The sequence below is a fragment of the Streptomyces sp. NPDC034099 genome (genome assembly GCF_055575415.1).
The window spans coordinates 96,848-115,894 of the sequence record NZ_JBVISR010000006.1 but is presented as its reverse complement, the minus strand read 5'-3'; the positions used below and the strand labels follow the sequence as shown (position 1 = coordinate 115,894).

Sequence of the window (19,047 nt, the reverse complement as noted above, 5' to 3'; positions counted from 1 at the left end):
CACGGGCCCCGGCACGGACACCCCACGTCCCGCACACCCCGAGCAAGGAGCAGCACAGCACATGCGTATCGGAATCCTCGGCCTCGGCCGCATCGGCGCCTTCCACGCCGAGACCCTCGCCGGGCTCGACGCCGTCGGCTCACTCGTCGTCGCCGACCCGTTCGCGGACGCCGCGAAGGCCGCCGCCGAGCACTTCGGCGCCGAGGTCGCGGACTCGCCCGAGGCGGTGCTGGCCGCCGGTGTGGACGGTGTGGTGGTCGCGGCGGCGACCGACGCCCACCCGGACCTGATCCTCGCCGCCGTGGAGGCCGGTGTGCCCGTCTTCTGCGAGAAGCCCGTCGCCCGCACCATGGCCGAGGGCGTCGAGGTCCTCAAGGCGATCGCGGGCCGCGACGTGCCGGTCCAGATCGGCTACAACCGCCGTTTCGACGCCGGGTTCGCCGCCGCACGGGCCGCCGTGCGCAGCGGCGAGCTGGGCACGCTGCACACCGTACGGTCGACCACGCTGGACCCGGCGCCGCCGCCCGCCGCGTACGTCGCCGCATCCGGGGGCATCTTCCGGGACTGCTCGGTGCACGACTTCGACATCATCCGCTGGGTGACCGGGCGGGAGGTGAGCGAGGTGTACGCCGTCGGCGGCAACCGCGGCGCGGACTACATCAGGGAGGCGGGCGACGCGGACACCACCGGCGCGGTCCTCACCCTGGACGACGGCACCCTCGCCGTGGTCTCCAACAGCCGCCACAATGGCCGCGGTCACGACGTCCGGATGGAGATCCACGGCTTCGACGACTCGATCGCCGTCGGGCTGGAGGACAGGCTGCCGCTGCGGTCGGTCGAGCCGGGTGCGACCTTCCCGTCCGGTACTCCCCACGACTTCTTCATGGACCGCTTCGCCGCCGCCTACCGCGCCGAGCTGACCGCGTTCACCGAGGTCGTCGCCGGGACCCGCACCTCCCCCTGCACGATCGAGGACGCGCTGGAGGCGGGCTGGATCGCCGAGGCGTGCACCCTGTCGCTGCGCGAGCACCGTCCGGTGACGATCGCGGAGGTACGGCGCGGCTGAGCGGGGTGGGGCGGGCTCACGGTCCGGCGGGCTCTGTCAGCTCGCCGGTTCGCTGATGTTCACCATCCAGGGGACGCCGAAGCGGTCCGTGCACATGCCGAAGACGTCGCCCCACATCTGCTTCTCCAGGGCCACGGCGACGGATCCGCCGGCGGACAGCTTCTCCCAGTAGCCGCGCAGCTCGGCCGCGTCGTCGCCGCTGAGACTCACCGAGAAGTTGCTGCCCGGCCTGTACTCCATTCCGGGTGGGGTGTCGGAGGCCATCAGGGTGAAGCCGCCCGGGGTTTCCAGCATGGCGTGCATGATCTTGTCGGCGTACGCGGGGTCCGGCATGCCGGACTCGCCGAAGGTGTTCAGCGCCAGCGTGCCGCCGAACACCTGCTCGTAGAACTCCATCGCCTGTCGGGCGTCGCCGTCGAAGCTGAGGTACGGGTTGAGACGCGAGGACATGGGTGCCTCCCGGTACGGGACGAGGTGTCAGTGCTGCGCACGCTAGCGCGCGGCACTGACATCGGCCCGCCGAGCGGGGCACCGGCGGGACTCCCCCGCCGGCGCGGCCCGTCTCAGGCGCCGCAGGAGCGCAGGAACTTCCGGGTGCGCACGGCGATGGGCAGCGGCTTGTCCGGCTCGCAGGGGTACATGTCCTGCTCGACGATGGCGAACAGGTCCACACCGAGTTCCTGGGCCGCCGTGAGCACCGGGCCCAGCTCCGGCACTCCGCCCGGCGGCTCGCACATCACGCCGCGCTGCACGGCCGGGCCGAACGGCACCCCGCCCTCCCGCACCCCGGCGAGGATCTCCGGGTCGACCTGCTTGAGGTGCAGGTAGCCGATGCGCTCGCCGTAGGTCTCGATCAGCTTGACGCTGTCGCCTCCGCAGTAGGCGTAGTGGCCGGTGTCCAGGCAGAGGTTCACCAGGTCGGAGTCGGTGGCGTCGAGGAAGCGCTCGACGTGCTCCTCGGTGTCGATGTGGGTGTCGGCGTGCGGGTGGACGACGATGTCCAGGCCGTAGGTCTCCCGCACCTCGCGGCCGAGGCGCTCCATGCCGCGGGTGAGGTGGGTCCACTGCTCGCCGGTCAGCTCCGGCGGCTCCAGGATCTCGGCGGTCTTGTCGTCGCGCCAGAAGGACGGGATGACGACGACGTGCTTGGCGTCCATGGCCCGGGTGAGGGCGGCGACGCGGCTGACCTGTTCCCAGGTGGCGTCCCACTCGGAGGGCCCGCGGTGCAGCCCGCAGAAGATGGTGCCCGCGGAGACCCTGAGCCCGCGCCGGGTCACCTCGTCGGTGAGCCGGGCGGGATCGGTGGGGAGGTAGCCGTAGGGGCCCAGCTCGATCCAGTCGTAGCCGGCCTCGGTGACCTCGTCCAGGAACCGTTCCCACGGCACCTGCCGGGGGTCGTCGGGGAACCAGACGCCCCAGGAGTCGGGGGCCGAGCCGACGCGGATGCGGTCGAGGGCAGAGGGCATGCTCAGGCCTTCCCTTCGGCGGTACCGGATGCGGTGCTTTCGGAGGCGGCGTCGCCGGATGCGGCGGAATCGGAGGCGGCGGCGTCGGTCCTGTCGGCAGTATCGGGCGCGGTGGCCCTCGCCGCATCGCCCGTGTCGTCGGGCAGCGCCTGGACGTCGACCCCGCCGACCTGCGCCAGCTCGTGCTTGAGTGCGGCGAGTTCGGCACCGCCGGCCATGTGGTTGGTGAGTGCTTCGAGGGTGATGTCGGCGCGGGCGGCGCTCAGTTCGAGGGTGCCCAGGCGCAGCACGCTGAAGTGGTCGCCGACCATGTAGGCGTGGTGGGGGTTGTGGGTGATGAAGATGACGCCGAGTCCGCGTTCGCGGGCGGCGGCGATGTACTTGAGGACCACGCCGGACTGCTTGACGCCGAGGGCGGCGGTGGGCTCGTCGAGGATGAGGACGCGGGCGCCGAAGTAGACGGCGCGGGCGATGGCGACGCACTGGCGCTGGCCGCCGGAGAGGGTGCCGATGGGCTGTTCGAGGTCGTCCAGGACGATGCCCATGTTGCGCAGTTCCTCGTCGGCGGTCCGCTTCATGCGGGCGATGTCGAGGCGGCGCACGGGCCAGGGGCCCTTGGTCATCTCGGAGCCGAGGAAGAAGTTGCGCCACACCGGCATCAGCGGGACGGTCGCGAGGTCCTGGTAGACCGTGGCGATGCCGCGGCCGAGGGCGTCGCGCGGGGTGGCGAAGCGCACGGCGTCGCCGTCGACGAGGAACTCGCCCTCGGTGTGCTGGTGCAGCCCGGAGATGATCTTGATGAGGGTGGACTTGCCGGCACCGTTGTCACCGAGCACGCAGGTCACCCTGCCGGGGTGGACGGCGAGGTCGACTCCGTGCAGGGCGCGGATGTTGCCGTAGGACTTGCCGGCGCGGCGCAGTTCGACGAGCGGGCGGTCCTGCTCGGGTGCGGGGTCGGCGAGGACGGCGCCGTGGGTGCCGGGGGCTGCGGGGGTCTTGCTGGTCATTTCCGATCACCTCCGGGTCGCGGCGCGGCGGACGTACAGGTTGATGAGGACGGCGCCGAGGAGCATCACGCCGAGGAAGGCCTTGAACCAGTCGGGGTTCCAGCCCGCGAAGACGATGCCCTGGTTCACCATGCCGAACATGAAGGCGCCGAAGACGGGGCCGATGGCGGAGCCGTAGCCGCCGGTGAGCAGACAGCCGCCGATGACGGCCGCGGCGATGTAGATCAGCTCCTGGCCGACGCCCTCACCCGACTGCACGGTGTTGAAGGAGAACAGCTGGTGCATGCCGACGAACCAGGCGCCGAAGCCGACCAGCATGAAGAGCGTGATCTTGGTGAAGGTGACCGGCACGCCGACCGCGCGGGCGGACTCCTGGCTGCCGCCGACGGCGAAGATCCAGTTGCCGTACTTGGTGCGCAGCAGTACCCAGGTGGCCAGCGCCGCGAAGACCAGCCACCACACGACCGTGATCTTCACCTCGACGCCGCCGACGTCGAAGGACGAGGCGAACAGCGCCTTGGCCTGGTCGAAGCCGTCCATGTCGCTGATGTCGTCGGTGGCGACGTTGCCGGTGACGAGCTTGGTGACGGCGAGGTTGACGCCCTGGAGGACCAGGAAGGTGGCCAGCGTCACCAGGAAGCTGGGCAGTCCGGTCTTCACCAGCACCCAGCCGTTGAAGGCGCCGACGGCGAGCGAGGCCACGAGGGCGACGACCACGCCCATCCAGACGTTCATGGTCAGCTGGTAGCTGAGCATGCCGGCGGTGAGCGCCGAGGTGACCACGGCGACACCGGCCGACAGGTCGAACTCGCCGCCGATCATCAGCAGGGCGACGGGGAGCGCCATGATGCCGATGGTGGACGACTGGTACAGCACCGTCGCCATGGAGCCGCCGTCGCGGAGCGTGGGGGCGGCGATCAGGAAGAAGACGAACACGGCGACGGCGCCGAGGAAGACCCCGACCTCGGGCCGGGCGAGCAGCCGCAGCGCAAGGGGGCGCTCCCGGGTCCGCCCGTCGGTCTGCTGGGGGCCGGGGGTCGGCGGTGTGGTCACCGCCGGCTCAGCCTGCCTGGCCATGCTCATCACCGGGTGCCCTTCGAGGCGAACTCGGCGACGGCCTTGACGTTGGACTTGTCGACGAAGGCCGGGCCGGTCAGCACCGGCTGCTCACCGCCGCCGCTGTAGTTGCCGTTGTTCTTGTAGAGCCACAGTCCGTCGACCGCCAGGTAGCCCTGGAGGTAGGGCTGCTGGTCGACGGCGAACTCGATGTCGCCCTTGTCGATGGCGCCGGTCAGTTCCTTGTTGAGGTCGAAGGTGGCGACCTTGGCCTTGCCGCCGGACTCGTCCACCGACTGCACGGCGGTCATGGCGAAGGGGGCGCCGAGCGTGACGAGGTGGTCGATGTCGCCGTCCTGCTTGAGCTTGGCGGTGATGGTCGACTTCACCGAGGGCATGTCGGTGCCGTTGACGTAGAGGTTCTCAAGGGACCCCTCGAAGGTCTTCTTCACGCCGTCGCAGCGCTGGGTCAGACCGACGTTGCCCTGCTCGTGGATGACGCAGACGGCCTTCTTGGCCCCGTCCTCGTTGAGCCGCTTGCCGAGCGCCTCGCCGGCCACGGTCTCGTCCTGGCCGAAGAACTCCATCAGGCCGAGCTTCTTCCAGTCCGCCAGACCGGAGTTGAGCCCGACCACGGGTATGCCGGCCTTCTCCGCCTTGGCGAGGACGCTCCGCATGGCGTCCGGCTTGGCGAGGGTGACGGCGATGCCGTCGACCTTCTGGTCGATCGCGTTCTGCACCAGGTTGGCCTGGTTGCCCGCGTTCGGGTCGGCCGAGTAGACGAGCTTGACGTTGTCCTTGTCGGCGGCGGCCTGGGCGCCCTTGCGGACGATGTCCCAGAAGGTGTCGCCGGGCGCCTGGTGGGTGACCAGGGCGACGGTCATGCGGGGGGTGTTCGCCTTGCCCGCGGAGGCCCCCGAGTCGCCCTCCTCGTCGGCCTTCTTCCCGCCCGAGCTGCTGGAACAGCCGGCGAGGGTCAGGGCCGCGGCGGCCGCGAGGGCCACGGCGGGGGCGAATCTGCGGGAGCGGGCGTGCGAAGAGCGGTCCATCTTTTCCTGCACCTCACTGTGCGACTGTGCGACGGGAGAGCCGTGTGCCAGACCCGAGAAGAATGGCTGTTGCTGCACTGGGACCGGATACAAGTCCTTGAGACGCCCACTGTCAATACTTTGTCAAGACATCATTTCACTCGCAGGTCCGAATGTAAGTACAAAGTCTTGACAGCGTCGTCCAGGAGTCATACACCTGGGAGGCGGCAGGCCCCCGCCCAGCCCGAGGAGCGTCGCACATGGCCGAGTCAGTCCCGCGTTTCGATCTGATCACGATGGGCCGCATCGGGGTCGATCTCTATCCTTTGCAGACGGGCGTACCCCTGGCGGAGGTTGAGACCTTCGGCAAGTTTCTCGGCGGTTCGGCGTCCAACGTGGCGGTCGCCGCCGCCCGGCTCGGCCGCGCCACGGCCGTCGTCACCCGCACCGGCGACGACCCCTTCGGCGCCTATCTGCACGGCGCGCTGAAGGAGTTCGGCGTCGACGACCGCTGGGTCACCCCGGTCGCCGCGTACCCGACCCCGGTGACGTTCTGCGAGATCTTCCCGCCGGACGACTTTCCGCTGTACTTCTACCGCCGCCCCAAGGCTCCCGACCTGGAGATCCACCCGGAGGAGCTGGACCTGGACGCGATCCGCGCGGCCTCGATCTTCTGGATGACCGGCACCGGGCTGAGCGAGGAACCGAGCCGTACGGCGACGCTGGCCGCCCTCGCCCACCGCGCGAAGTCGGGCACCACGGTCTTCGACCTGGACTGGCGCCCCATGTTCTGGGCCGACCCGGACCAGGCCCGCCCGTACTACGCCGAGGCGCTCCGGCACGCGACCGTCGCGGTCGGCAACCTGGACGAGTGCGAGATCGCCACGGGTGTGCGCGAACCCCGCGCCTGCGCCGAGGCGCTGCTGGCGGCCGGGGTGGAACTGGCCGTCGTCAAGCAGGGCCCCGAGGGTGTCCTCGCCGTGCACCGCGACGGCCGGTGGGCCGAGGTGCCGCCGGTCCCGGTCGAGGTGGTCAACGGACTCGGTGCGGGCGACGCGTTCGGCGGCTCCCTGTGCCACGGTCTGCTCTCCGGCTGGGAGCTGGAGCGGATCATGCGGTACGCCAACGCGGCCGGCGCCCTGGTCGCCTCCCGTCTCGCCTGTTCCTCCGCGATGCCCACCGAGGCGGAGGTCGACGACCTCCTCGCGCGAGCCACTCCCTGAACGGAGCTTCGTCTTGTCCCCCAGCATCTCCAGCATCCCGGACCTCACCGCGGTCCGAGCCCGGCACCCGGAGGCGATCGCCGAGGCCGCGGCCCGCCGGGTACGCCGCCCGCTGATCGGCGACTCCGGCCGCCTGATGATCGTGGCCGCCGACCATCCGGCGCGCGGCGCGCTCGGCGTCGGCGACCGCAGGCTCGCCATGGCCAACCGGGCCGACCTGCTGGAACGCCTGTGCACCGCGCTGTCCCGGCCCGGCGTCGACGGGGTGCTCGCCACCGCGGACGTGCTGGAGGACCTGCTGCTGCTCGGGGTGCTGGAGAACAAGGTCGTCATGGGTTCGATGAACCGCGGCGGACTCGCGGGCGCCGCCTTCGAGATGGACGACCGCTTCACCGGCCACCGCGCCGAGGACATCGCCCGGCTGCGCTTCGACGCGGGCAAGCTGCTGCTGCGCATCGACTACGACGACCCCGGCTCGCTGGCCACGCTGGAGGCGAGCGCCCGGGCGGTCGACGCCATGGCGGCACGCGAACTGCCGCTGTTCGTGGAGCCGTTCATCTCCCGCCGGATCGAGGGCCGGGTGCGCAACGACCTGTCGGCCGAGGCCGTCACCCGCTCCATCGCGATCGCCTCCGGTCTCGGCGGCACCTCCGCCTACACCTGGCTGAAACTGCCCGTCACCCACGACCCGGACGACATGGCCGAGGTCCTGGAGACCTCCACGCTGCCCGCGGTGCTGCTCGGCGGCGACATAGGAGGCTCCCCCGCGGACCAGACCGCGGCCTACGAACGCTGGCGCAAGGCCCTGCGGCTGCCCACCGTGCAGGGCATGGTCGTCGGCCGCTCGCTGCTCTACCCGGCCGGGGGCAGCGTGGAACAGGCCGTGGACACGGCCGTCGGACTGCTGTGACCGGGTGTGACCGAGGAGAGGCGGAGGAGCGGACGATGACGTATCACCTTCCCGTGGGCAAGCCGGCGGACGGCCCGTACACCGTGGACGTGACGCCCGAGAGCGCGGGCTGGGGCTACTCCGGCCTGCGGGTCGTGGACCTGGCCCCCGGCGCCGGCCACACCTTCGACAGCGGCGGGAGCGAGTGGATCGTCCTGCCGCTGAGCGGCGGCTGCACGGTCGCGACCGCCGACGACTTCGGCCATGACACCTTCGAACTCGACGGCCGTGCCGACGTGTTCAGCGCTGTCACCGACTTCGCGTACGTGCCGCGCGACGCCCGTACGACCCTGACGTCCACCGGCGGCGGCCGGTTCGCCCTGACCGGCGCCCGCTGCACCCGCCGTCTGCCCGCCCGGTACGTCCCGGCGTCCTCGGTGCCGGTGGAGCTGCGGGGCACCGGGAACTGTTCACGGCAGGTCAACAACTTCGGCGCGGCGGGGGTGTTCGAGTGCGACAGGCTGATCGCGGTCGAGGTGCTCACGCCGGGCGGCAACTGGTCCTCCTTCCCGCCCCACAAGCACGACGAGCACCGGCCCGGCGAGGAGTCGGTGCTGGAGGAGATCTACTACTTCGAGTTCGCGGACCACGACGGCACCCCGGGCCTCGGCTACCAGCGCGTCTCCCCCTCCGGACAGGGACAGGGAACCGACGTGCTCGCCGAAGTGCGCGACGGGGACGTCGTGCTGATCCCCGACGGCTGGCACGGGCCGTCGATGGCGGTCCCCGGCCACCACATGTACTACCTCAACGTCATGGCCGGGCCGGAGCCCGAACGCGCCTGGCTGATCTGCGACCACCCCGACCACGCGTGGATCCGCGACACCTGGCCCGAGCAGCCGGTCGACCCCCGGCTCCCCCTCTACACCGCACCGGAGAGGTCCGCATGAGCGCCGCCGCCACCCGCCGACTGACCACCGCCCAGGCCCTGGTGCGCTTCCTGGCCGCGCAGTACACCGAACGCGACGGCGTGCGGCACCGTCTGATCGCCGGCACCTGGGGCATCTTCGGCCACGGCAACGTGGCCGGCCTCGGCCAGGCGCTCGTCGAGTACCGCGAGGCGATGCCGTACCACCAGGGCCGCAACGAACAGGCCATGGTGCACGCGGCCGTCGGCCACGCCCGGCAACTGGGCCGCCTGTCCGCGCAGGCGGTGACGACGTCCATCGGCCCCGGCGCCACCAACCTGGTCACCGGCGCCGCCCTCGCCACGATCAACCGGCTGCCGGTGCTGCTCCTGCCCGGCGACTACTTCGCCTCGCACGCCGCCGACCCGCTGCTCCAGCAGCTGGAGCACCCGGTCGAGGCCGACGTGTCCGTCAACGACGCCCTGCGGCCCGTGTCCCGCTACTTCGACCGGATCACCCGCCCCGAGGCGCTCCTCGCCTCCGCGCTCCGGGCGATGCGCGTGCTCAGCGACCCGGCGGAGACCGGCGCGGTCACCCTCGCGCTGCCGCAGGACGTGCAGGCGGAGGCGTACGACTGGCCGGAGGAGTTCTTCGCCGACCGTGTCTGGCGGGTGCGCCGCCCGGCGCCCGACCCGGCGGAGCTGGCCGAGGCCGTCCGGGCGGTCCGCGCCGCCGCCCGCCCGCTGATCGTCGCGGGCGGCGGTGTCCACCACAGCGAGGCCGAGCAGGCGCTGAAGGCGCTGGTGGACGCCACCGGCATCCCGGTCGCATCCACCCAGGCCGGCAAGGGCGCGCTGCGCCACGACCACCCGGCGGACCTCGGCGGCATCGGCCACACCGGCACCGCGGTCAGCGACGCCCTGGCCCGCACCGCGGACCTGGTGATCGGCGTCGGCACCCGCTACTCGGACTTCACCACGGCCTCCGGCACCCTCTTCCAGCACCCCGGCGTGCGCTTCCTGAACCTCAACATCACCGCCTTCGACGCCCACAAGCTCGCCGCCGGCACCCTGGTGTGCGACGCCCGGTCGGGACTCGCCGCGCTGACGGAGGCGCTGGCCGGGCACCGGGTGGACGCGGCGTACGAGAGCGAGTACCGCACGGGGAAGGCCCGTTGGGACGAGACGGTCGAGGCGGCCTTCCGCGCCGACGACGACGGCGCGGTGCCGACCCAGACGCAGGTGCTGGGCGCGCTGGACGCGGTCGTCGGCGACGAGGACGTGGTGATCAACGCGGCCGGTTCGCTCCCCGGCGACCTGCACAAGCTGTGGCGGGCCCGCTCCCCGCGCCAGTACCACCTGGAGTACGGCTACTCCTGCATGGGCTACGAGATCCCGGCCGCGCTCGGCGTCCAGCAGGCCGCGCCCGACGTCCCCGTGTGGGCCCTGGTCGGCGACGGCACGTACCTGATGAACCCGACGGAGATCGTCACGGCGGTCCAGGAGAACCTGCCGGTGAAGCTGGTCCTGGTCCAGAACCACGGCTACGCGTCCATCGGCGGCCTGTCCGAGTCGGTGGGTGCCGAGCGCTTCGGCACCGACTACCGCCACCGCGTCGCCGACGGCTCCTTCACCGGCGCCCCGCTCCCCGTCGACCTCGCGGCCAACGCGGCCAGCCTCGGCATGGACGTGCTGCGCGCCAAGACGGTGCGGGAGCTGCGCGAGGCGCTGTCGACGGCCCGCGCGGCGACCCGCCCGACGTGTGTGTACGTCGAGACGGCGCCCGCGTCCGACGCCCTCCCGGCTCAGGCATGGTGGGACGTGCCGGTGGCCGAGGTGTCGGCCCGCGAGGCCGCCACGGACGCGCGGGCGGCCTACGAGCGCGCGGTCGCCGATCGCCGTCGCCACCTCTGACGCTCTCGGCTCCTCCGACAGCCCGTCCCCTACGCAAGGGAGGTACGTCCATGGCGAAGACCGGCGACCCCGCACGTGCCGTGACCGCCCCCGCGATCGGCACCCTGGACTTCGCCCTGGACCGCGGCAGCCCGGTGCCGCTCTACTACCAGCTGGCCCAGCAGCTGGAGGCGGCGATCGAGCACGGCGTGCTCGCGCCGGGGAACCTGCTGGGCAACGAGGTCGACCTCTCCGTCCGCCTCGGCCTGTCCCGGCCGACCGTCCGGCAGGCCATCCAGTCGCTGGTCGACAAGGGGCTCCTGGTACGGCGGCGCGGGGTCGGCACCCAGGTGGTGCACAGCCAGGTCAAGCGCCCGCTGGAACTGAGCAGTCTCTACGACGACCTGGAGGCGGCCGGGCAGGGCCCCGGCACCCGGGTGGTGCGCAACGAGCGCGTCCCTGCCACCGCCGAGGTCGCGGCGGCCCTCGGCGTCCCGGAGGGCACCGAGGTCGCCGTCCTGGAGCGGCTGCGCCTCACCCACGGGCAGCCGGTGGCGATGCTGTGCAACCACCTCCCGGCGGGCCTGCTGGAACTCGACGACGCCCGGCTGGAGTCGACCGGTCTGTACCGGATGATGCGCTCCCGTGGCATCACCCTGCACAGCGCCCGCCAGACCGTCGGCGCCCGCATCGCCTCCCGCGAGGAGGCCGGGCTCCTCGGCGAGCAGGAGGGCGCCGCGCTGCTCACCATGCGGCGGATCGCGTACGACGACACCGGACGGCCGGTCGAGTACGGGACGCACGTCTACCGCGCGTCCCGGTACGCGTTCGACTTCCAGCTGCTGGTCAGGAACTGACCGGCATCAGTGGACCGCGTCCAGGCGGGCACGCTGGTCCGCCGTCAGTTCCAGCTCCACGGCCGCCAGGTTCTCCTCCAGCTGCGCCACCGACGAGGCCCCGGCCAGCGGCACGATCGGCAGTTCGGCGCCGATCTGCCAGGCGAGGACGACCTGGTTGACCGTGGCCCCGGCCTCCCGGGCGACCTCGCGGAGCACGGCGAGCCGGGCCGGGGTGCCGGGGTGGTCGTAGTCCGGGGGCAGCGGCTTGTCCTCGCGGACGTAGGCACCGGCCAGCAGCGGCGAGTAGGCGACCAGGGTCAGCTCCGGCTCGGCCCGCAGGTAGCCGAGGAGTTCGGCGCCGGCGTGGGCGAGGCTGCCGTACGGGGAGAACTCGCCGGGCACGTCGAAGCGGGGCCGCAGATGGCTGTGCTGGTACTGCAGCACCTCGTAGCCGGGCAGTCCGGCCGCGGCGGCCAGGGCCCGGGCCCGCTCGACGCGCCACATCGCCTGGTTGCTGACGCCGAGCAGTCCTACCGTGCCCTCCGCGACCAGGGCGCCGAACCCCTCGACGGTCTCGCGCTGCTCCACGGTGAAGTCGTCGAGGTGCGCGTAGAGCAGGTCCAGCTTCTCCACGCCGAGCCGTTCCCGGCTGCGGTCGGCGGCCTCGCGGATCACCTTGGCCGACAGGCCCTCCGGGTTGTCGGTGTAGTGGGTGCCGGGTGCCAGCGGACGGGCGCCGAGCTTGGTGGCGATCACGACCTCGTCGCCGACCCCGCGGCTGCGCCGCCAGCGCCCGAGGAGTTCCTCGCTCTGGCCGCCCTGGCCGCCGTCGGTCCAAAAAGCGTAGTTGTCGGCGGTGTCGATGAAGTTCCCGCCGGCCTCCACATAGCGGTCGAGGACGGCGAACGAGGTCCGCTCGTCGGTCTGCGAGCCGAACAGCATCGCGCCGAGCGCGAGCACACTCACCTCACGGCGGTGCGCCGGATCGGTGCCTATGATGCGGTACTTCATGGTGTTCCTCCCCATTCGTTCCCGGTCGTCCGGGTACGCCGAGGAGTCTTCAATTTGGAGTGCGCTTCAAGTCAAGCGCTCAGTAGTCTCGGCTCGCGTGAACAGGCGAAAGCACAAGAAGCTCTCCCGGCGTCTCGTCGACGCCGCGCTCGTCGGCGACCTGTCGCGAGTGCGGGCCGCGCTGCGCGCCGGAGCACCCGCCGAGACGGCGGACCCGGCGGGGAGCACCCCGCTGTACGTGGCGTCCGTGCACGGGGCCGCCGACATCGTCCGCGTACTGCTCGCGGCCGGAGCCCGGCCGGACACGGAGAGCGGGACCGGCTCGGAGGGCACACCACTGTGCGTCGCGGCCTGCTGGGGACACACGGAGGCCGTCCGCGCACTCCTCGACCACGGGGCAGACCCCAACCTGCGGGAGGACTACGGCACCGGCTGGACCCCACTGGACTGGGCGTCGAAGGGCCCGCACCCGGACACGGCGGACCTGCTCGTCACCGCGGGGGCACGGAAGCGGGACCGACCACCGCGAGGAGACGGCACGAAGAAGGGCCTGCCCGGACTCACGTCCGTGCAGGCCCTTCACACCGTCGGGACGACAGGATTTGAACCTGCGACCCCTTGACCCCCAGTCAAGTGCGCTACCAAGCTGCGCCACGTCCCGGTGTGCTCACGCGCGGTGTACCGCGCGATCACGCGGACAGCACTTTACCCCACACACCGGGCGACGCCTAAGCGGGCGCCGGCGAGGGACAATCGGTCCCATGGACAGCCCTGCCGACAACCCCGTGGACCGCACCGCCTCCGACCGCCCGGTGGAGGGGCGGGACCGTGACGACGAGGGCCGGGCGCGCAACGCCCGGCCGCGGGACGGGCTCGGACGCCCGCTGCCGTACGGCGCGGACGGCGTGGCCCGCCAGCCCGAGGGCGTCGTACGGGCCCCGGAGGAAACCGTCGCCGAGGCGCAGCGGCTGCTGGACGACGGGAAGCCGTTCCACGCGCACGAGGTCTTCGAGGACGCCTGGAAGTCGGGGCCCGAGGAGGAGCGGGAGCTGTGGCGGGGCATGGCGCAGCTGGCCGTCGGCCTCACGCACTCGGCGCGCGGCAATGTCACCGGCGGGGCCAGGCTGTTGCGGCGCGGGGCGGGCGCCGTGACCGGGTGGGCGGCATCGGCCGGGCGGGAGCGGCCGTACGGGATGGATCTGGGGGCGGTCGCCGGCTGGGCCCGGGAGCTGGCCGGTGAGGTGGAGGGCGGCGGGACCGTGGACGCGGCGGCGCGGGCACCCCGGCTGCGGGGCTGAACCCGCGCCGGGGCAGCCCGGCCGGGGCGTTGCCGGTGGCGTACGGCAGACTCGTGGCGTGCGGACCATTCATGTGATCGGAATCGGCGCGGGCGACCCCGACCAGCTGACGCTCCAGGCAGTCGCGGCGCTGCGGAGCACGGACGTGTTCTTCGTCCTGGACAAGGGCGAGGCGAAGGCCGACCTGGTGCGGCTGCGCCGGGACATGCTGGAGACGCACGTACCGGAGGGGACGTACCGGGTCGTCGAGGCGCGCGACCCCGAGCGGGACCGCGGCGCGGGCGGGGCGGCGTACTCGCCCGCGGTCGGGGACTGGCGCAGTGCCCGCGCGGGCATCTACGAGCGGCTGATCGCCGAGGAGCTGGGCGAGGACGAGAGCGGCGCGTTCCTGGTGTGGGGCGATCCGGCGCTCTACGACAGCACGCTGGGCATCCTGGAGGAGATCCTGGAGCGCGGCTCGGTGGCGTTCGAGTACGACGTGGTGCCCGGCATCAGCAGCGTCTCCTCGCTGGTCGCCCGGCACCGGACCGGGCTGAACCGGGTGGCGCGCCCGGTGCAGATCACCACGGGGCGGCGGCTCGCCGAGGGCTTCCCCGAGGACGCGGACGACGTCGTCGTGATGCTCGACGCCCACCAGACCTTCCGGCAGTACGCGGACCAGGACATCGACATCTACTGGGGCGCCTACCTGGGCACCCCGGACGAGATCCTCGACTCCGGCCCGATCGCCGAGGCCGCGCCCCGCATCGAGCGGCTGCGCGCCGAGGCGCGGGAGCGCAAGGGCTGGATCATGGACACGTACCTGCTGCGGCGCAACCCCGGCGACCGCTGACCGGGCCGGTCCCGACCGGGTCCCCGGGCACACCCGGGCGGACCGTCCCCGCATGCGTGGCCGGTGCACCGGTGTGATCGTGACCGTGTGACAGTCGCCGAGGAATCGCCGCGGACCGCCGCCGCCGAGCCGCCCGTGCTGGACCGGCGGCGCCGCAACGTCGTCTTCGTCACGATCATGCTCGGCATGCTCCTCGCGGCCCTGGACCAGACGATCGTGGGCACCGCGCTGCCCACGATCGTGTCGGACCTGGGCGGTGCCGAGCACATGTCGTGGGTGGTGACCTCGTACCTGCTGGCGGAGACCGTCGCGACGGTGCTGGTCGGCAAGTTCGGTGACCTGTTCGGCCGCAAGGTGGTCTTCCAGGTGTCCGCGGTCGTGTTCATCACCGGCTCGTTCCTGTGCGGGCTCGCGACCAACATGCCGCTGCTGATCCTCTGGCGGGCGGTGCAGGGCGTCGGCGCGGGCGGCCTGATGGTGACGTCGATGGCGCTGATCGCGGACGTCATCCCGCTGCGGGAGCGGGGCAAGTACCAGGGCGCGATCGGCGCGGTGTTCGGGGTCGCGACCGTCATCGGGCCGCTGCTGGGCGGGCTGTTCACCGACCACCTGTCCTGGCGCTGGGCCTTCTACGTCAACGTGCCCATCGCGGTCGTCGTCGTGATCGCCGCCGCCCGCACCATCCCGGTGGTGAAGTCGGCGGCCCGTCCCGTCATCGACTACCTGGGCATCGCGCTGGTCGCGGTCGGCGCCAGCGCGCTGATCCTGGCGACCAGCTGGGGCGGCAACGAGTACGCGTGGGGCTCGGCCGTGATCATCGGCCTGTTCGCGGGCGGGCTGATCGCGCTCGGCGTGTTCTGCCGGGTGGAGACCCGGGCGGCCGAACCGATGCTGCCGATGCGGCTGTTCTCCAACCCGGTGTTCACGGTCTGCTCGATCCTCAGCTTCATCGTCGGCTTCGCCATGCTGGGCGCGCTGACGTATCTGCCGACGTATCTGCAGTACGTGGACGGGGACTCGGCCACCGTCTCCGGGGTGCGGACGCTGCCGATGGTGGCGGGGCTGCTGATCGCCTCGGTGTTCAGCGGCAACGTGGTCAGCAAGACGGGGCGGTACCGGCTGTTCCCGATCGCGGGCACGCTGGTGATGGGCCTCGGCCTGTACCTGATGTCGCTGATGGGTCCGGCCACGGGCGCGGGGCTCGAATCGCTGTACATGTTCGTCCTCGGCACGGGGATCGGCCTGTCCATGCAGGTGCTGACCATCGCCGTGCAGAACACCGTCGCATACGCCGACCTCGGCACCGCGACCTCCGGCGTCACCTTCTTCCGCACGCTGGGCAGTTCCTTCGGCACCGCCGTGTTCGGCACGATCTACGCCAACGCGCTCGGCCCCAACCTGCGTGACGGCGTCACGGCGGCGGCCCGCACCGGGGCCGCCGACCCGTCGGTGATCGCCAGGGCGTCGACCAGTCCGGAGGGCGTGCACCGGTTGCCGCCCCGGGCGTCGGCGCCGATCGTCGGCGCGTACGCCGACACCATCCAGACCGTGTTCCTGTGGACGGTGCCGGTCGCGGTCCTGGGCTTCGTCGTCGCCCTGTTCCTCAAGCAGGTCCAACTGCGCGACAGCGCCCGCGCGGGGTCCACGGACATGGGCGAGGGTTTCGCCTCACCGCACGACGCCAGCAGCAGGCGGACGCTGGAGGCTTCGGTCGGGAAGATCATCGGCGGTACGGAGCTGGACACCGCGCGCCGGATCGTCGCGGACAGCGACACCCGGCTGGACGTCGCCGGCGCCTGGGCGGTGATGCAGGTGGACCTGTTCACCCGGCTGGCCGGGCACGCCAGCCTCGGCCTGATCGCCGCCCGCCGCCGACTGCCGCCGGAGGTGCTGCTGCCGGTCTTCGACCGGATGGTGGAGGAGGGTTTCCTGACCCGGCACGGCTCCCTGCTCTCCCACACCGACGCGGGTGCCCGCGAGGCCCTCGTCATCGGCCGGGCCTGGGCGACCTGGCTGGAGGACCGGGTGGAGCGGGACGTCGGGCGCCCCTCGGACACGGAGCTGCGCGCCGCCGTCGACGCCATCGCCAAGCGCCTGCTGGTGGAGGACCTCGGCAACGGTCTCCCACAGCGGGTCAGGCAAGCAAAAGCTGCAGACCGCCCACAACCGTCGCCGCGATCACCAGACGCTCGAACAGGCGTTGGTTGATCCGGTTCACGGCCCATTTGCCGAGGAACGCGCCGGGCACCACGAACACGACCAGCGCCGCGTCGAGCAGCAGCGAGCGGCCGTCGATCAGGCCGAGCCCCGCGCTGAAGGGCAGCTTGGAGACGTTGACGATCAGGAAGAAGAACGCCGACGTGCCCAGGAAGCCGAGTTTCCGGAACCCCGCGGAGAGCAGGTACATCGACATCACCGGGCCGCCCGCGTTGGCGACCATCGTGGTGAACCCGCCCAGGACGCCGTACGAACGGGCCTTCACCCGGCCGGCGCGCGAGGTGACCTCGTCCGGCTGCTCGGCGGCGTCGGCCCGCCGCCGGCGCCACACCGTCACCCCGGCCATGAAGAGCAGGATCGCGCCGATCGACGTGCGCACGACCGCGTCGTCGGCCCACACCAGGAACACGGTGCCGACGACCACGCCCACCCCGACCGCCGGGAACAGCCGCCACAGGGTGGGCCAGTGCGCGTGGCGCCGGTAGGTGAGGACGGCCAGGATGTCACCGGCGATCAGGACCGGCAGCAGGATGCCGGTGGAGGCGCGGGCGGGCAGGACCGCCGCGAAGATCGCGAGGCTGACCGTGTTGGCCCCGCTCACCGCGGTCTTGGAGAAGCCGACGAGCAGGGCCGCGAAGGCGAGGGCGGCGAATTCCCAGCCGGTGAGGTGCCAGAGCGTCATGGTGTCCATTGCGGGGACCGATGCTATGCGCAGCCCACCGGCGCGGTAAGCACCGTCTCGCCCATCGGTCCTTAGTGCTCGGTGTACCGCACGCGCAGCTCCCGCTTCAGCACCTTCATGCTCGGCCCGAGCGGCAGCTCGTCCGCGAACTCGACCCGGCGCGGGTACTTGTGCCGCCCGAGGTGCTGCTTGGACCACTCGGTGACCTCGCCGGCGTCCAAAGCCGCGTCGGCCGTCGTGCCGGGGGCGCGCACGACCACGGCGCAGACCTCCTCGCCGTGCAGTTCGTCCGGCAGGCCGATGACGGCGACCTGTGCGATGCCGGGGTGGCGCAGCAGCACCTCCTCGACCTCCCGCGGATAGACGTTGTAGCCGCCCCGGATGATGACGTCCTTCTTCCGGTCGACGATCCTGAGGAAGCCGTCCTCGTCCTTGGTGCCCAGGTCCCCGGTGCGGAACCAGCCGTCGACGAGCGCCTCCGCGGTGGCCTCGGGGCGGCCGAGGTAGCCGGAGAAGACGTTGTGGCCGCGGACGACGACCTCGCCCAGCTCGCCGGGCGGCAGCAGTTCCACCGCGCCCTCGACCTCGGCGCGGGCGATCTCCACGTCGACGCCCCACAGCGGGTGGCCGATGGTGCCGGGCCTGGCGCCGAACACCGGCTGGTTCACGGCCGCCGCCGGAGAGGTCTCCGACAGCCCGTACCCCTCGTAGATCTTCGCCCCGAAGGCCTCCTCGAACCGTTCGAGGACGGCCACCGGCAGCGAGGCGCCGCCGGAGATGCACACCCGCAGCTCCGGCAGGGCCCCGGCCCCGGCCGCCGCGGCGGCGAGGGCGACGAACATGGTCGGCACCCCGTGGAAGGTGTTGACGCCCTCCTTCACCATCAGCTCGATCGCGCGCGCCGCGTCGAAGCGCGGCAGCAGGACGAGGGTCGCGCCCGCCCGCCAGGTGGAGTTCAGGGAGACCGTCTGGCCGAAGGCGTGGAAGAGGGGCAGCGCGCCGAGCGCCACGTCGTCGGGCCGGATGTCGTTGGCGTCGAAGGCGTTGACCGTCGCGTTCATCACCAGGTTGAAGTGGCTGAGCACGGCGCCCTTGGGGACGCCGGTCGTGCCGCTGGTGTAGAAGACGACGGCCGGGTCGTCGGCGTTGCGGGTGACGTAGGAGGGCAGCGGCTCGGCGTCCGCGGCGAGCTTGTCGAACTCCTCGCCGAGCGTGATCATCCGTACGCCCGTCTCCCGCGCGGCGGCCGCTCCGGTCCCGGCCTGCGCCGGATGGCACAGCAGCAGGGTGGCACCGCTGTCGCGCAGGACGTGCTCGACCTCGGCCGCCGACAGCAGCAGGTGCACCGGCACCACGACGGCTCCGGCCGCGGCGGCGGCGTAGTACGCGACGGGGAAGTCGGCGGTGTTCGGTGCCATCAGCGCCACCCGGTCCCCGGGCCGGACGCCCAGGCCGGCCAGGGCACCGGCCCGGGCGCGGGCCCGCCGCCACACCTCGGCGAAGGTCAGCCGCAGGTCGCCCTCGACGAGCGCCTCCTTGTCGGGACGGCGCCGGGCGTTCTCGGCCAGGATGGCGGCGACGGAGAGGGTTGCCATGGGGTGTTGCTCCGTTTCCTTGCTGCGGCTCTGCAGAG

At 72.1% G+C, this 19,047-nt stretch carries 17 protein-coding genes, 1 tRNA gene and 1 pseudogene; 10 read left to right on the top strand and 9 right to left on the bottom strand.

The genetic code is table 11. The features are described 5' to 3' along the window. Positions 1-61: 61 nt before the first annotated feature. Positions 62-1,066: a Gfo/Idh/MocA family protein gene (locus tag ACZ56V_RS19155; protein WP_467384327.1), complete on the top strand. Its 1,005-nt coding sequence runs from the start codon at positions 62-64 to the stop codon at positions 1,064-1,066. Positions 1,067-1,102: 36 nt separating this feature from the next. Here the strand turns inward: ACZ56V_RS19155 and ACZ56V_RS19150 are convergent, their stop codons facing one another. The 5 genes from ACZ56V_RS19150 to ACZ56V_RS19130 form a co-directional block, all read right to left on the bottom strand. Continuing rightward, positions 1,103-1,516 carry a VOC family protein gene (locus ACZ56V_RS19150; protein WP_398916384.1) on the bottom strand — a complete coding sequence of 138 codons (414 nt, stop codon included), beginning with the start codon at positions 1,514-1,516 and terminating at the stop codon, positions 1,103-1,105. A gap of 113 nt (positions 1,517-1,629) precedes the next feature. Beyond that, complete coding sequence (locus ACZ56V_RS19145) at positions 1,630-2,532, bottom strand: sugar phosphate isomerase/epimerase family protein (protein WP_468943636.1); 903 nt, start codon at positions 2,530-2,532, stop codon at positions 1,630-1,632. A 2-nt stretch (positions 2,533-2,534) separates the two neighbouring features. Further along, entirely contained in the window at positions 2,535-3,539 is a 1,005-nt protein-coding gene (locus tag ACZ56V_RS19140; RefSeq protein WP_467384330.1) for an ATP-binding cassette domain-containing protein, read from the bottom strand. 6 nt (positions 3,540-3,545) lie between these two features. After that, complete coding sequence (locus ACZ56V_RS19135) at positions 3,546-4,622, bottom strand: ABC transporter permease (RefSeq protein WP_468943633.1); 1,077 nt, start codon at positions 4,620-4,622, stop codon at positions 3,546-3,548. Next, positions 4,622-5,644 carry a sugar ABC transporter substrate-binding protein gene (locus ACZ56V_RS19130; RefSeq protein ID WP_104633406.1) on the bottom strand — a complete coding sequence of 341 codons (1,023 nt, stop codon included), beginning with the start codon at positions 5,642-5,644 and terminating at the stop codon, positions 4,622-4,624. The genes ACZ56V_RS19135 and ACZ56V_RS19130 overlap by 1 nt, the downstream gene beginning before the upstream one ends. Positions 5,645-5,883: 239 nt before the next feature. On the opposite strand from ACZ56V_RS19130, the gene iolC reads away from it, so the two are divergent. Genes iolC through ACZ56V_RS19105 form a run of 5 tightly spaced genes read left to right on the top strand, consistent with a single transcriptional unit; the run spans position 5,884 to position 11,392 of the window. Next, complete coding sequence (gene iolC / locus ACZ56V_RS19125) at positions 5,884-6,846, top strand: 5-dehydro-2-deoxygluconokinase (protein WP_398916390.1); 963 nt, start codon at positions 5,884-5,886, stop codon at positions 6,844-6,846. Positions 6,847-6,859: 13 nt separating this feature from the next. Then, complete coding sequence (locus ACZ56V_RS19120; RefSeq protein WP_398916391.1) at positions 6,860-7,756, top strand: Cgl0159 family (beta/alpha)8-fold protein; 897 nt, start codon at positions 6,860-6,862, stop codon at positions 7,754-7,756. Positions 7,757-7,791: 35 nt separating this feature from the next. After that, complete coding sequence (gene iolB / locus ACZ56V_RS19115) at positions 7,792-8,685, top strand: 5-deoxy-glucuronate isomerase (RefSeq protein WP_468943628.1); 894 nt, start codon at positions 7,792-7,794, stop codon at positions 8,683-8,685. Beyond that, on the top strand, positions 8,682-10,556 hold the full coding sequence (gene iolD, locus ACZ56V_RS19110; RefSeq protein ID WP_467384333.1) for a 3D-(3,5/4)-trihydroxycyclohexane-1,2-dione acylhydrolase (decyclizing): 1,875 nt from the start codon (positions 8,682-8,684) through the stop codon (positions 10,554-10,556). The genes iolB and iolD overlap by 4 nt, the downstream gene beginning before the upstream one ends. A 50-nt stretch (positions 10,557-10,606) precedes the next feature. Further along, positions 10,607-11,392: a GntR family transcriptional regulator gene (locus tag ACZ56V_RS19105; RefSeq protein WP_398916397.1), complete on the top strand. Its 786-nt coding sequence runs from the start codon at positions 10,607-10,609 to the stop codon at positions 11,390-11,392. Positions 11,393-11,398: 6 nt separating this feature from the next. On the opposite strand, the gene ACZ56V_RS19100 is transcribed toward ACZ56V_RS19105, so the two are convergent. Next, positions 11,399-12,385: an aldo/keto reductase gene (locus tag ACZ56V_RS19100; protein ID WP_398916399.1), complete on the bottom strand. Its 987-nt coding sequence runs from the start codon at positions 12,383-12,385 to the stop codon at positions 11,399-11,401. 97 nt (positions 12,386-12,482) lie between these two features. On the opposite strand from ACZ56V_RS19100, the pseudogene ACZ56V_RS19095 reads away from it, so the two are divergent. Further along, positions 12,483-12,902: pseudogene (locus tag ACZ56V_RS19095) on the top strand (ankyrin repeat domain-containing protein); the annotation flags it as partial. A gap of 70 nt (positions 12,903-12,972) precedes the next feature. On the opposite strand, the gene ACZ56V_RS19090 reads toward ACZ56V_RS19095, so the two are convergent. Further along, positions 12,973-13,046, bottom strand: a tRNA-Pro gene (locus tag ACZ56V_RS19090). Between the two features lie 100 nt (positions 13,047-13,146). Between ACZ56V_RS19090 and ACZ56V_RS19085 the strand changes: the two genes are divergently transcribed. The 3 genes from ACZ56V_RS19085 to ACZ56V_RS19075 all read left to right on the top strand — a co-directional run bounded on the left by ACZ56V_RS19085 (position 13,147) and on the right by ACZ56V_RS19075 (position 16,723). After that, complete coding sequence (locus tag ACZ56V_RS19085; protein ID WP_398916401.1) at positions 13,147-13,683, top strand: DUF309 domain-containing protein; 537 nt, start codon at positions 13,147-13,149, stop codon at positions 13,681-13,683. A 58-nt stretch (positions 13,684-13,741) separates the two neighbouring features. Continuing rightward, positions 13,742-14,515, top strand: coding sequence for a precorrin-6A synthase (deacetylating) (gene cobF, locus ACZ56V_RS19080; protein ID WP_398916403.1), 774 nt, complete (start codon positions 13,742-13,744; stop codon positions 14,513-14,515). Positions 14,516-14,602: 87 nt separating this feature from the next. Beyond that, complete coding sequence (locus ACZ56V_RS19075) at positions 14,603-16,723, top strand: MDR family MFS transporter (RefSeq protein ID WP_468943623.1); 2,121 nt, start codon at positions 14,603-14,605, stop codon at positions 16,721-16,723. On the opposite strand, the gene ACZ56V_RS19070 is transcribed toward ACZ56V_RS19075, so the two are convergent. Further along, a complete protein-coding gene (locus tag ACZ56V_RS19070) occupies positions 16,650-17,423 on the bottom strand; it encodes a sulfite exporter TauE/SafE family protein (protein ID WP_398916406.1) in 774 nt (257 codons plus the stop codon). The genes ACZ56V_RS19075 and ACZ56V_RS19070 overlap by 74 nt on opposite strands. Positions 17,424-17,485: 62 nt before the next feature. Continuing rightward, positions 17,486-19,009: a long-chain-fatty-acid--CoA ligase gene (locus ACZ56V_RS19065; protein ID WP_468943619.1), complete on the bottom strand. Its 1,524-nt coding sequence runs from the start codon at positions 19,007-19,009 to the stop codon at positions 17,486-17,488. Positions 19,010-19,047 lie beyond the last annotated feature (38 nt).